Annotated in this window: 11 protein-coding genes; 4 read left to right on the plus strand and 7 right to left on the minus strand. The window is 61.4% G+C overall.

Annotated features, from left to right (window positions below; all coding sequences use genetic code 11):
- Positions 1-14: 14 nt before the first annotated feature.
- Positions 15-641, plus strand: a complete 627-nt coding sequence (locus PMI20_RS14665; protein WP_007929099.1) for a TetR/AcrR family transcriptional regulator — start codon at positions 15-17, stop codon at positions 639-641.
- Positions 642-666: 25 nt separating this feature from the next.
- Here the strand turns inward: PMI20_RS14665 and PMI20_RS14670 are convergent, their stop codons facing one another.
- From PMI20_RS14670 to PMI20_RS14680, 3 genes are all read right to left on the minus strand, one after another.
- Complete coding sequence (locus PMI20_RS14670) at positions 667-1,080, minus strand: TIGR03067 domain-containing protein (protein WP_007929097.1); 414 nt, start codon at positions 1,078-1,080, stop codon at positions 667-669.
- A gap of 40 nt (positions 1,081-1,120) precedes the next feature.
- Positions 1,121-1,768 carry a response regulator gene (locus tag PMI20_RS14675; protein ID WP_007929094.1) on the minus strand — a complete coding sequence of 216 codons (648 nt, stop codon included), beginning with the start codon at positions 1,766-1,768 and terminating at the stop codon, positions 1,121-1,123.
- A 74-nt stretch (positions 1,769-1,842) separates the two neighbouring features.
- A complete protein-coding gene (locus tag PMI20_RS14680) occupies positions 1,843-4,884 on the minus strand; it encodes a hybrid sensor histidine kinase/response regulator (protein WP_284173149.1) in 3,042 nt (1,013 codons plus the stop codon).
- Between PMI20_RS14680 and PMI20_RS14685 the strand changes: the two genes are divergently transcribed.
- Positions 4,861-5,142, plus strand: a complete 282-nt coding sequence (locus tag PMI20_RS14685) for a hypothetical protein (RefSeq protein WP_238543445.1) — start codon at positions 4,861-4,863, stop codon at positions 5,140-5,142. The genes PMI20_RS14680 and PMI20_RS14685 overlap by 24 nt on opposite strands.
- 24 nt (positions 5,143-5,166) lie before the next feature.
- On the opposite strand, the gene pvrR is transcribed toward PMI20_RS14685, so the two are convergent.
- From pvrR to PMI20_RS14700, 3 genes are all read right to left on the minus strand, one after another.
- Positions 5,167-6,372, minus strand: a complete 1,206-nt coding sequence (gene pvrR / locus PMI20_RS14690) for a response regulator cyclic di-GMP phosphodiesterase PvrR (RefSeq protein WP_492571340.1) — start codon at positions 6,370-6,372, stop codon at positions 5,167-5,169.
- Positions 6,344-9,166: a response regulator gene (locus tag PMI20_RS14695; protein WP_007929088.1), complete on the minus strand. Its 2,823-nt coding sequence runs from the start codon at positions 9,164-9,166 to the stop codon at positions 6,344-6,346. Before PMI20_RS14695 ends, pvrR begins: the two co-directional genes overlap by 29 nt.
- 148 nt (positions 9,167-9,314) lie before the next feature.
- Positions 9,315-10,136 carry an aldo/keto reductase gene (locus PMI20_RS14700; protein WP_007929086.1) on the minus strand — a complete coding sequence of 274 codons (822 nt, stop codon included), beginning with the start codon at positions 10,134-10,136 and terminating at the stop codon, positions 9,315-9,317.
- Positions 10,137-10,340: 204 nt separating this feature from the next.
- Between PMI20_RS14700 and PMI20_RS14705 the strand changes: the two genes are divergently transcribed.
- The gene (locus PMI20_RS14705; protein ID WP_007929084.1) at positions 10,341-10,556 is read left to right on the plus strand and encodes a TOBE domain-containing protein; all 216 of its coding nucleotides are present in this window, start codon (positions 10,341-10,343) and stop codon (positions 10,554-10,556) included.
- A gap of 380 nt (positions 10,557-10,936) precedes the next feature.
- Positions 10,937-11,446 (plus strand): hypothetical protein, encoded by a 510-nt coding sequence (locus tag PMI20_RS14710; RefSeq protein ID WP_007929078.1) that lies wholly within the window; start codon positions 10,937-10,939, stop codon positions 11,444-11,446.
- Positions 11,447-11,504: 58 nt separating this feature from the next.
- Here the strand turns inward: PMI20_RS14710 and PMI20_RS14715 are convergent, their stop codons facing one another.
- On the minus strand, positions 11,505-12,455 hold the full coding sequence (locus PMI20_RS14715; RefSeq protein WP_007929076.1) for an AraC family transcriptional regulator: 951 nt from the start codon (positions 12,453-12,455) through the stop codon (positions 11,505-11,507).
- Between the last annotated feature and the right edge of the window lie 16 nt (positions 12,456-12,471).

Genomic DNA, 12,471 nt, shown 5'->3' on the forward strand with positions numbered 1-12,471 from the left:
CAATAGTGATCACTATGATAAATAATCCTGCTGCCGTGGTGCGCCGTCGTGGACGGCCGATTGCCTTTGATCGCGACCAGGTCCTGGGCCTTGCGGCAGAGGTGTTCTGGCGCCTGGGCTATGAAGGCGCCTCGATGCCGGAGTTGTCGGCGGCCATGGGCATCACCGTGCAAAGCCTGTATGCCGCGTTCAGGTCCAAGGCCGAGCTTTACCAGCAGGCGCTGGCGCATTACCAGCGCAGCACTGGCGCCTTTGCCGAGCGGGCACTGTGCGAGGAGGCGGATGTGGTGGACGGTTTCCTCCGCCTGCTGCGCGAGGCGGCCCATGAATACAGCCTGCCCGGGCGGCCGCGGGGCTGCATGATTTCCACCGCGACCCTGACCTGCGCGGTGGAAAACGATGCGCTGCGGGAGTTCGTCAGTGCCCTGAGGGCCAACACCCTCAAGGCCTTTGAAGCGCATATCGAGCAGGGCATCGCCAACGGGCAACTGCGCGCCGATACCCAGGCAGCGGCGCTGGCCCGGTATATCGGGGCGATCATTCAAGGCATGTCGGTACAGGCCCAGGATGGTGCGGATTGCACAGCGTTGCTGGCCATCGGCGAGTTGGCGGGGCAGGAAATACAGCGGGCCAGGGCCTGACGGCATGCCGGCCAATGAGTCAACCTCAGCGGCTGCCGAGGCCTGTTCCATCCTGTGAGACGCGGATGAACCGGCGCAGGGTTTCACCTGGCCCGGTGCGGAACTCGGTGGGCCTGGGTTGGCCCTCGTCCGCGGCGATGAAGACGAAGTCATCGCCGTCCAGTCGATAGCTGGCAGGCAAGTGCTTGCCGGTGTCGGCGCCCATGGAGTCGACCCAGGTAATGGATTTCGGCGTGGTCCGGGTATCGAGGGTAAAACTGCCCGCGAGCAACAGCTCGCCTTCGAGCGTCACGACGCGGAACCCTTGCCCCTGGATCAGGGTAAGAGCTCCTGGGGCACCATGTTCGTCAGGCGGGTTGCTGACCCCGTTGTCCTCGTACTCCACCTGTTCCCAGGCACCTTGAAGCTGTTGCAGGTCGAACTGGTCGTCGCAGGTCATCGTCGTCCGGGCCTTCTGTCTTCGCTGGGTAAGAGGGGGGTCAGTTGAAAATGTTGCGCCCGATGCAGTACGTCAGCAGGTCCTGGTCGCTCTCGACTTCCAGCTTGCGCATGGCGGAGATTTTCTGCGCGCTGATGGTCTTCGAACTGCGGTTCTGGCTGCGGGCAATGTCACTGACGCTCTTGCCGGAAACGAACAGCCGCAGGATTTCAAACTCCTTGGGCGAGAGCATGGAGATCCGGTCGTCGATGCTGGCGTTGGATTCGATGACCGAGCTCGGCGCAGGTTCCAGACTCTGATAAGAGCCTCTTTCGACAATGGTCTTGAGCGCCACCTGGATTTCATTGTGCAGCTGGCTTTTCTGGATCACCCCGACCACCCCCAGTTCATGCAGGCGTGTGAGGATCAACTGGTTGGAGATCATGGTCAGGATCAGGATCTGCAGGCGCGGGAAGTGGCGCTTCAGGTACTCGACCAGTTTGAGGCCGTCGCCGTAGGGAGAGTCCCCGGGCATGTTGTAGTCGGTAATGACGATATCGACCGGCTGTTGTTCGAGAATCTCGATCAAGCCCTGTGAGCTGATGGCTTCACCGACTATTTCAAAGTTGCTTTCCCGTTCCATCAACTCGCGAACGCCGAGCAGAACAATCGGATGATCGTCGGCGATGACTACTTTAAATTTTTCCATGACTAGCCACTCGTAATACGCCGGTTGGTAAGGAGAAAGAGTAAAGGATTGCGCTCATCAAATCTTGTCGCGTCTCATTCAAGTGCATTAAGAATATCCGTCAAGCTTTGTATCAGGCTTTTCACCTCAAGGGTCACGGAAGAGGTGATCGCGCTTTGCAGTATCCGGGACTCCAGTTCGGCGCAGTTTTTCGCCAGCCCGCTCAGCTGCACGGCACCCAGCGCTCCGGCGGCGCTGTGCAGCCGTTCGGCGAGCCGCTTGGCATCCTGGGCGTCGAGGGCGTCGGTCACGCTCTGGACATCCTGGCGCATGGTGGTAATGAACAGCTCACGCATTTTCGGGGACAGCTCGATCATTGTGTCGCCGGTCGCGGGGGAAGGCGTTGCATCGATCATCGGTTGCGGTTCCTGGGCAGGCGCATTCGCGCAGAGATTCGACAGGTAGTGGTGCAGAGTCTGCAGGCTCAAGGGTTTGACCAACCAGGCATTCATGCCGACAGCCATGCAGCGGGCGCCTTCTTCGCGCATGGCATTGGCCGTGACCCCGACGATTGGAGTCTCCCGGTCACGCTCACGCAGGGCGCGGGTCAGTTCATAGCCGTTGAGCAGCGGCATGTTCACATCGGTCAGCACCAGGTCGAACACCTGCGGCTGCCAGAGCTGCAAGGCTTCTTCGCCATTGGAGGCGGCCGTCACCGTACAGCCCAGGGCTTCGAGCTGCTCCTTGATGATCGCCTGATTGATTGCATTGTCCTCGGCCACCAGGATATGCAGGCCGAGCCTGTTGCTCAGGTCGCATTCGGGAGCGGCGGGCGCGATGGTTTTCCCGTGCAGGGTCAGGGACACGGCCCTGGCGATGGCCCGCACATCATGGGCATCCACGGTGCAACCTCGCGGTGGCGGTGCCGGGTGTTCGCCGCTGACGCACAGGACCCGTGGTCCGGCCCAGGCCGGCAGGCTGTCGGAGGGCAGGACATCGACCAGCAGGTTGGCCTGGCGCGACTCTTCGACAAAGGCCGGCAATGGCTTGGCGACCACGCCGAGGCGATTCAGCCAGTCACTGGTGCTCTGCGCCAGCTCCACGGCGGGAGCCCGCACATACACCGCCTGGGTGCTCGGCAGGATGTCCGCGCAACCTTCCAGAGCGCCGGGCATGACCTTCAGCCCCAGCCGGAGCGAGAAGCTGCTGCCCAGGCCGGGCTCGCTCACCACGCGTATCTGGCCGTTCATCATTTCCGTCAACCAGCGGCATATCGCCAGGCCGAGTCCGGCTCCGGCCTCGCTGGAGGCGTCGCGTACCTGGTAGAAGGTGTCGAACAGGCGTTCCTGTTGCGCCGGTGAAATGCCGATGCCGGAGTCGGTGACCTGCCACTCCAGGCTGGCCTGGCCATCCACGCAGTGCAGGAGCTTGACGCGCAATACCACGCGCCCGGTGTCGGTGAACTTGATGGCGTTGCTGAGCAGGTTGCTGAGGATCTGCCGGATCCGTACCGGGTCGCCCAGCAACTGGTCGGGCAACGCCGCATCGATACAGGCGTACAGCAGCAGGCCTTTGTTTTCGGCGAACACGCTGTAGGCGTGCAGCGTGTCCTCGATCATCTGCAGCGGGCAGAACGCCTGGGACTCGATCGCCATCTGCCCGGATTCGATCTTGGAAATGTCCAGGACGTCGCTGATCAATTGGAACAGGGTGCTGGACGAGCGCTGGATGGTTTGCAGGTGTTCGCGCTGGCGGGCATCCAGGCGCGTCAGCCCGAGCAGTTCCAGGGTGCCCAGTACGCCATAGAGCGGGGTGCGTATTTCGTGGCTCATGGTGGCGAGGAACAGCGTCTTGGCTTCGCTCGCCGCATCGGCGGAGCGTCGCGCCTGCTCCAGCATGGCCGCGCCCTCGATGTGGCTGGTCACGTCGTGGAAGGCACAGAGCAAGGCATCCTCTCCCTGATAGCGGGTGGGCACGAACCCTACCTGCAGGTGAGTACCGTCGATGTCCAGCCGGGTTTCACCGGCGACGCACAGGTCCTGCCGGCTCTCCAGGGCCATCCGCAGTTTTGTGCTGCCTTGCCATTGCTGGGCTTTGCGGTTTTCCAGCAGGACCTTGAAGTCCGAGCGACGCACCACGCACAGGCCGGTGGGCGCGCAATCGATCACGGCCCGGCTGAAGGCCTCGCTCTCGGTGGTGCGTTGGTAAGCCTCGTAGACCGGTTTGACGATACGCGACTGATACCGGCGACTGACCAGCCAGCCACAGCCAATGCCGCCGATCAGCAGGGCCAGCAAGACTGGCAAGGGCCACAGGGTGTAGTTGAAGTAGCTCTTGAAACCGATGGTGTAGAGGGCGGTCCAGGGCTCGGCGGAATGGCTCGAGACTTTGAAGACCATGCCGTCGCTGGTGATGTTCAGCCCGTCATGCAGCACGACGCCCGGTTGCAGCGAACCGCTGAGCACCTTTCCGGAGGGGGCGACCAGGGCGACATGGTCATAGGTCGACCACGGCATGAGTCGCTTGATGTCATTGACCAGATCCATGCTGAACAGCGACGCGACGCCGATCTGGTTGCCGCTGTCCTGGACTCGTGACCATTGCGGCCCGAGATGGGTGCTGACATAAGCCAGCAGCCGGACGGGGGCCTCATTGGTCTGATGGGGGACGAGGGGCTCCCAATCGACCGCGCCATCGGCCCGTGCCGAATCTTTCGCCAGCAGACGCTTGAGCGTTTGCAGGACGAGGGTCTTGTTGGGGGTGTCGTTTTTCCAGAGCGGGTCGCGTGAATGCCCGGCGGCCGGAATACCGATATTGAAGTTGCCCTTGGCATCGAACAGGAAAAACGGCGGTGACTGGTAATGGGAAGTGGACCAGAAGGCGCTGTAATAGTCGGTCAGGTGCTCTCCCAGGTCGGCCAGCCTGGCCAAGGTGTCAGGCTCGACGCTCTGGTGATCGACAGAGAGGCTGAAGGGCGTGGAAAAGGCAAATTCCTGGCCCAGGTAGTTGTGCGGCCCCTCTTCGGGCAAGGCGCTTTTCAGGTATGAAACCGAATCGTTGGCGTGAAGGGGGATCTTGCTACTTTGTACGGCCACGCCCCGGAGGAAGTCTTCATGTTCGCGGATGTCTTCCATCATCCGCGCAAAATGCGCTTTGAACCTGCCGTGTTGTTCTTCGAGCAGTTTGTGCGACGACCAGTAACTGATGGCGATCAACAACAGGGTCAAGCCGAGAAAAATCAACAATCCCTTGTTCAGGCGAGTCGAGTATCGTTTCAGATTCTCGATGAGCGTGTCCTGGTGGTTCATCACTGGTATCCAAAAAAGCATGAAAAAGTCGAAGCCTTGAGGATTTTACCTTTAAACAACGACTTGTCAGTGATGTGGGGCATGTAATCCTGAAGGGTGGATGTCCTCGGTTCAATAACTGGCGGCTGGACCGTCGTTCACCAGCAACTGTTGAAACTGCTCGGAGGGGACTGCGCGAGAGATCAGGAAACCCTGCACCTGGCTGCAGTCGATCTTGCGCAGCAACGCCAGCTCCTCGGCGCTTTCCACGCCTTCGGCCACCACGGTCAGGCCCAGCTGGCGACCCAGGGCAATGATGCTGGTCAGGGCCTTGGTCAGTTCTTCGCTGGCGTGGCATCCCTGGACCAGGGCGCGATCAATCTTCAGTTCGGTGAACGGGGTGGAAACCAGGTTCATGTACGAGCTGTAACCCTTGCCGAAGTCGTCCTGGGACAGGCCGAAGCCCTTGATGCGCAAGCGGCAGGCACCGGCATAGAAGTTACTGATGTCCTGGGGCACCGAACATTCCATGAGTTCGAAACAGATCTGCCCCGGCACTCCCTGGTGTTCCATGACAAAGTCGAACAGGCGGTCCGCCAGGTCGTGGCTGTTGAGCAGATGGGTCGGCAGATTGATCGACACCGGAATGTCGTAGTCCTGCTGGCGCCAGCGTGCCTGGGCCTGGATCGCCTGGCGCAGGACCAGCCACAGCAGGTCCTCCTCGAGGTCGAAGGACTTGAGGGCGGGCAGGAAGGTGTCGGGGAGCAGCATGCCCTGTGTCGGATGCATCCAGCGGACCAGGGCTTCGGCGGCGACGATGCGGCCGTTGAACAGTGATTTCTTGGGTTGGAACCAGGCTTCGAACTGCTCTTGCTCGATGGCCTGGACCAGCGCGCTCCGACTGAGCATGGAGGCGGGCAAGGGGCGCGGCGAGCTCGGCTGCGAAATGCTCAATTGCGTGGTCAGGGTCTGCAAGGCGGCAAGGTTCACCGGTTTCGAAATCAGGCCGATGACTTTCACCCCGAGGTTCTTGGCAACCAGGCTGGCACTCATCAGCATGCGCCGCGAAGCCGAGCTCATGATCGCCAGCGCCGGCTTGGAGTGCAGGGCCGCCAGTCCCTGGATGAACTGCACGCCATCCATTCCCGGCATCAACAGGTCGGTGAGCACCAGGTCGAACTTGCGCCATTTCAAGCGTTCCAGCGCCTCTTCGCCATCCCGTGCGCCTTCCAGGTAGTAGGGGCCCAGCTCACCGAACAGATGCTGCAGGTACATGTGCTGGAAGGGATGGTCTTCAACGATCAATATGCTACAGGGCTTCATTCTTCGCTCTTTCATAGGGCGCTAGGTAATTGAACAGGGCGCGTAATGCAAAAGGTTTGACCAGGCAATGGTTCATTCCGGCCGCCAGACATTGCTCTTCTTCTCCACGCATCGCGTTGGCCGTGGCACCGATGATCGGGACCGTACAGCCACGGCGTCGCAGCTCCTTGGCCAGTTCATAGCCATTCATCATGGGCATGTTGACGTCGGTGAGGACCAGATCGAACCGCTCGGGGTTCCATATCGACAGGGCTTCCTCGCCGTTTGACGCAAGCTCCACACTGCAGCCCAGCTCTTCCAGCTGATCCCTGAGGATCAGCTGGTTGATGACGTTGTCTTCGGCCACCAGCACGTTCAGGTTCAGTTGCTTCAACGTCCAGTGTTCGTTGTGATTCTCGGCCTTGGCCACCCACAGCCCCTGGGCCTGGCTGACCGCCTGATGAATGGAACGCAGGTGGTTCAGGTTCACGTGCCAGCATCCGGCACGAACCTGCGGTTGGTTATTGCCGGTCCCGGTGGCGAGGATCAGCGGACCTGGCCAGTCGGGCTGCAGGCGTTGTTCCAGTTCGCCGGGGTGAACCTCGACCAGCAGGCAATCGCTGGTCGGGGCGATCTTCGAGGGATGGCAGAGTTGCACCCGCGCGCCCCATTGGCGCAGCCAGCCGCCGATGGATTCCGCCAGCTCGCGGACGCTGGACATCACATAGATGGTTTCCGGCAGCAGCTGCGTGGCGGGCAGGGTGACCGGCCCATCGATCGCCGCTTCCAGGGGCAGGGTGAGGGAGAAGCTGCTGCCCAGCCCCAGTTCGCTGACCATGCGCAGGCTGCCGTTCATCAATTGCGTGAGACGCTGACAGATAGGCAGGCCCAGGCCGGTGCCCGCCACCACGTTGGCGTTGCCGCCGGTTTGATAGAAGGGTTCGAAGATCAACGGCTGATGATCCTGGGCAATGCCTTTACCGGTGTCGGAGACCTGCCACAGGATGTTGGAGCGCTCGCCATCGCGGCTCAGCAGGTTGACCCGCAGCACGATGCGCCCCAGGTCGGTGAACTTCACCGCGTTGTTGAGCAGGTTGCTGAGGATCTGCCGGATCCGGGTGACGTCGCCGATCAGTCGCTCGGGGATTTGCGGGTCCACGCAGGAATACAGCAGCAGGCCCTTGTTCGACGCCGCCGCGGAATAGCCCTGGATCAGCTCGTGGACCAGGTCCAGTGGCGAGAACTCATTGAGTTCCAGGGCCAGTTGCCCGGCCTCGATCTTGGACACGTCCAGCACATCGCAGATCAACTGCAACAGGGTCGAGGAAGAACACTCGATGGCGCGCAGGTAATCGCGCTGCTGGGTATCGAGTTGAGTGCGCGCGAGCAGCTCCAGGGTGCCCAGCACGCCATACAGCGGGGTGCGTATTTCATGGCTCATGGTGGCGAGGAACAGGGTCTTGGCTTCGTTGGCGGCGTCGGCCATCTGCCGCGCTTCTTCCAGCGCGGCTTCCACCTGCTTGCGCGCGCTGATGTCGCTGAAGGCGCAGAACAATACGTCCTCGCCCTTGTAGCGGGTGGGCGCGGAACTCAGGTAAAGATGACGCCCGTCGGTGGTCTCGAAGTAGTCGAAGCGGTTCGGTTCGTGGCTCTTGAAGGCTTGCTGGATCCAGCCGGCGCAGAGTATTTCCCGTTCGGCGCCATCGCCCAGCCACTGCTGCGCCAGGGTGTTTTCCAGGACCACTCGGCCATCGGTACGCCGCAGCACGCACAAGGCCACGGGCGCGGTCTGGATCACATCGCGGCTGAACAGCTCGCTCTCGACCAGCGCCTGGATACGGCTCAGCGCAGGGGTGATGAAACGGTGCTCGATGCGGCGGGTCAGCAGGCAGATCAGGCTGATGCTGAACAGGCAGAACGCCAGGGCGCCGGCCAGCTGCGGCCAGAGCGCGATCAGCAGGGACTGTAGGCTGAAGGAGTAGACCAGTTGCCAGTCGGAGGTCATCAGTTGCTTGCGGATCACCAGGTGATCGGGCCACCAGCCACTGCCGACAAAACCGAAGAAGTTGCTGCCTTGCAGTTGCTGCAGGGCCTGCCCCAGGCGCCCGGCCGGGGTGTTGGTGAACAGCAGCGCGCCTTCGGAGTTGAACATCATGAACTCGCCGGCGCTCTGGTCGCTGAGGGCCTTGAGCACTTCCCGCCCATCCATTTCCAGGCCCAGCCAGCCGGAGTCATTGGTGCGCTCGTCAAGCCGGGTGAAAATGTACAGCTGCGAAGTCTGCGTGGACGGGTCGGTCAGCCACAGCTCGTTGGTGTCCGGATGCTCCCCATGGTTCAGGACCTCAAGCTTCGAGAGGATGGTCCTGGGCAGGTTGGGGGAGGTCGGGTTGCTGCTGTAGAGGCGCATGACCCGGGCCTCGGGGCCAGGGCTTACATAGAGCAGGTTGACCTGCTTGGCCTTGAAGTATTCGCGCATGCGCTGGCTCAGCCAGATGCTCCACGGATCATCGATGTCGCCCAGTTGCAGGTGCAGTTCTTCGCTGGAAGGCGGATACCCCTGGACCTGCCTGGATCGGCGTACCGCGGACAGGCTGAGGCTTTCCAGCAAGGCCTCGCGGCTGGTGAAGAAGGTCTGGGCTTCGGCGATGGCGCTGCTCATGTAGCCGCGGCGCCGGGAAATATCGTTGCTGAGGGTGGAATTGAGGAAGTTGTAGACGGCGCCGAGGATGCCGACCAAAAGAATGAGTGCGAAAAGACGCAGCAACCTGCTGGCGGCTTCAGGACTGGAAAATAGGGGACTGATCTGATGAAGGTAGGTCTTTAATCTCATTGACCCACTCTAAATAAACCCTCAAAAATCCGGGATAGGACGATCCTTAAAGTCGCTGGTATTTCGCCGCTTCCAGCCTGGTCCACGACGAAAAAAACCTGGCATGGGTGCCAGGTTTTTCGGGGTGGCGCAGCTCGCGATAGCCGGCTCAGACCATCGCCAGTCGCTGCTTGCGCAGTGGCGCGGGGAAGGCCTGGTCGATGGCCGCCAGGTCTTCGTCGTGCAAGCGCAACCCGGCCGCCTCGGCATTCAGCCGGACATGCTCGGGGTGTACCGCCTTGGGAATGGCGATCACGCCGTCCTGGCGCAGGACCCAGGCCAGCAAGACCTGGGCCGTGGTCACGCCATGGCGGTCGGCGACCTGCTGCAGCGTAGGGTGGCGCAGCAGCTTGCCGGCCTGGGCGATAGGGCAGTAAGCCATGAGCGGCAAACGCTGTTGTCGCGCGGCGGGCAGCAGGTCGAATTCGATGCCGCGTTCCTCGATGTTGTACAGCACCTGGTTGGTGGCGCAGGCCGGGCTCGTCAGTTCCTCGAGGTCATCGAGGTCGAAATTGGAAACGCCCCAGCGGCCGATCTTGCCGTCTTCGCGCAGGCGCTCGAAGGCTTCCACCGTTTCCTCGAGCGGGTACTGCCCACGCCAGTGCAGCAGGTACAGGTCGATGTAGTCGGTACCCAGGCGCCGCAGGCTGCGCTCGCAGGCTTGGGGAATGCCTTTGCGGCTGGCGTTGTGTGGGTACACCTTGCTGACCAGGAACACCCGGTCGCGCTGGCCGGTGATGGCGGCACCAACCACTTCCTCCGCGCCGCCCTCGGCGTACATCTCGGCGGTGTCGATCAGGCTCATGCCCCGTTCGATACCGGCCTGCAGCGCGGCAATCTCGGCGTTGCGCTGGTGGCGCTCCTCGCCCATGCGCCAGGTACCCTGGCCAATCACCGGGACGGGCACGCCCGCCAGCTCGAGTGTTCGCATGACAATCTCCTGAAAGGGTTAGGGATCCAGAGAAGCAAAGGCGCGGTGCTCGGTCAAGGTAACGAAGGGGACGGGAGAAATTTTCATATTCATTTAAGGAATAAAATAACTACTATTTATTCCTTTTAATATGAAAAGACACAAGGCACCTTAGAGGCCTGCACGGCGATGCGCCAGTGCCCACCCCAGACAGGAAGGCCCATCATGACCATCAAGGCAATCAATGTTCGCAACCAGTTCAAGGGCATCATCAAGGAGATCCATGAAGGCCAGGTGGTCTCGGAGGTCGATGTGCAGACCGCCTCGGGCATCGTCACCTCGGTGATCACCACGCGCTCGGTGCGCGACCTGGAGTTGAAGGTCGGCAGCGAGGTCATCGCCTTCGTCAAATCCACCGAGGTGTCGATCGCCAAGCTTTGAGACCCGCGATCCGAGCCCGCGTCATGCCCCGCACCGCGCTAGCGACCCTCGCCGAGCCCTGCCACAGGGCACCGGCGAGGCTGGCAAGGGGCCTTTTCCCGAGAAAAGTCGGGCCTCTTTAGAATGATTATTTCTTTGGGTTATGGGATGCGCTGATTCGCGCATATCCATCGCAGCGGAAAACACGCTGTTGTCCTGCTCCCGTCCGCCATGAAATCCATCCGGCTGCTGAAGCGGAAAATCCCGCACGAGCGGCTGCGCTGAAGCTGTCCCGGCAGCCGCGATTGCTGTTCGATCGGCATCTTGTGCGGCGTTCGCCACTCCCTAGAATCCGCCCCATCCGCTTCGTCCAACTATCGAATCGCTTAGGGAGTTTCACCATGATGAATGCCATGCAGATGCAAATGCCGATGAACGCCAACATGCCGATGATGCCGATGATGGGCATGCCGATGATGATGGCGACCATGAGCTGCGAAATGATGGACGACGGCATGCTGTGCAAGATGATGCCGGCCGCGGGCATGGACATGGCCATGTTCAAGAACAGTGCGCAAATGATGCAGATGATGATGAACTGCGGCATGCCGATGATGATGCACTGCGCCAACATGAGCATGATGTGCATGTCCCGGGCGAGCATGGCCATGCCGATGATGGGCGCCATGATGCCAATGCCGATGATGGGCATGCCGATGCCGTCGATGAAGTGCGTGATGGAGTGCACAGTCGATGCCGACTGCATGATGTGCAAGATCATGCCAATGGCCGGCATGAACATGGACATGATGAAAAGCTGCTGCGCCCTGATGATGAAGATGATGAACGACTGCGGCATGCCGATGATGATGAGCTGCAACGGCATGCCGATGATGTGCTGCACCTGCTGATTCCTCGCAGCGGCACCCAACAAGCCCGGCCGGGACGATCCCGCCGGGTTTTTTTATTTCAGGCACCCACTCGAACTTCGGATTCCCCCTGGGGTTGGGCGACGGCCCTTGCTCGTTCCCGGTACTCCCGTGGCGAGCATTTGATGATGCGCTTGAAGGCATTGCTGAACGCGCTGTCGGACTCGTAGCCCAGGGCCTGGGCGATCGAGGAAATCGTCAGGTGGGTGTTGCGCAAGGACCGGGTTGCCAGTTGCATGCGCCAACGCAACACGTATTCCAGGGGCGAAAAGCCGGCGGCCTGTTTGAAACGCAGCGCCAGTGTCGAGCGCGAGACACCGGCCACTTGGGCCAGGGCCTCGACCGTCCATCGTTGGGCAGGGCTGGAGTGAATGGCCTGAACGGCGGCACCGATACGCGGTTCGGACAGCGCCGAGAGCCAACCCGGTGTATTGCCTCCTTCCTGCTCCAGGTAAATGCGCAGTACCTGCACCAGCATGATGTGGCCCAGGTGCTGGACCATCAGGGCGCCGCCCGGGGATGGGGTGGAGAGTTCGTGCGCCAGCCGCTGCAAGGCCCAGCGCAATACGGATGCCTGGTCCGACTCGTTCTTGATCACCGCGACCGGTGGCAGGCTGTCGAACAAAAGCTCGGCTTCGTCGCCAAAGGCGAAACGCCCGCCGACCAGAAAGCAATCTTCATCACTGCCGCAGTGCGCCACGCCGTTAACGGCGTGAGGATAGATCGCCTCGGCAGCGATCGCTGGCAGCGAAAGATCGCTGCCAATCAAGAGGGGGCGCCCACGGGATAGCAGGAAACAGTCGCCTGCTTGCAGCCATATCGGCTCTGCTTCTCCTTCCACGGCCAGCCAGCAAGCCCCCCGCACAAGCACGTTGAACTTGACGCCTTCCGGTGCCGGGAAGCGCACGGCCCAGTCGCCGCCGGCTTTCAAACCACCGAAAAAGGAATGCTGGCTACTGAGCTGGGTGAGGACTTCTGATAGGGGATCCATGTGTCAAACCGGACGC

Source organism: Pseudomonas sp. GM17, from assembly GCF_000282175.2.
In the GTDB taxonomy this organism is placed as follows: domain Bacteria; phylum Pseudomonadota; class Gammaproteobacteria; order Pseudomonadales; family Pseudomonadaceae; genus Aquipseudomonas; species Aquipseudomonas chlororaphis.

Excerpts from the sequence above, each read along its gene's own strand:
- PMI20_RS14695 (WP_007929088.1), bottom strand. The coding sequence starts at position 9,166 with ATGAGATTAAAGACCTACCTTCATCAGATCAGTCCCCTATTTTCCAGT.
- PMI20_RS14680 (WP_284173149.1), bottom strand. The coding sequence starts at position 4,884 with ATGATGGAAGACATCCGCGAACATGAAGACTTCCTCCGGGGCGTGGCC.
- PMI20_RS14675 (WP_007929094.1), bottom strand. The coding sequence starts at position 1,768 with ATGGAAAAATTTAAAGTAGTCATCGCCGACGATCATCCGATTGTTCTG.
- PMI20_RS14700 (WP_007929086.1), bottom strand. The coding sequence starts at position 10,136 with ATGCGAACACTCGAGCTGGCGGGCGTGCCCGTCCCGGTGATTGGCCAG.
- PMI20_RS14715 (WP_007929076.1), bottom strand. The coding sequence starts at position 12,455 with ATGGATCCCCTATCAGAAGTCCTCACCCAGCTCAGTAGCCAGCATTCC.
- pvrR (WP_492571340.1), bottom strand. The coding sequence starts at position 6,372 with ATGAAAGAGCGAAGAATGAAGCCCTGTAGCATATTGATCGTTGAAGAC.
- PMI20_RS14670 (WP_007929097.1), bottom strand. The coding sequence starts at position 1,080 with ATGACCTGCGACGACCAGTTCGACCTGCAACAGCTTCAAGGTGCCTGG.
- PMI20_RS14710 (WP_007929078.1), top strand. The coding sequence starts at position 10,937 with ATGATGAATGCCATGCAGATGCAAATGCCGATGAACGCCAACATGCCG.
- PMI20_RS14705 (WP_007929084.1), top strand. The coding sequence starts at position 10,341 with ATGACCATCAAGGCAATCAATGTTCGCAACCAGTTCAAGGGCATCATC.
- PMI20_RS14665 (WP_007929099.1), top strand. The coding sequence starts at position 15 with ATGATAAATAATCCTGCTGCCGTGGTGCGCCGTCGTGGACGGCCGATT.
- PMI20_RS14685 (WP_238543445.1), top strand. The coding sequence starts at position 4,861 with ATGTTCGCGGATGTCTTCCATCATCCGCGCAAAATGCGCTTTGAACCT.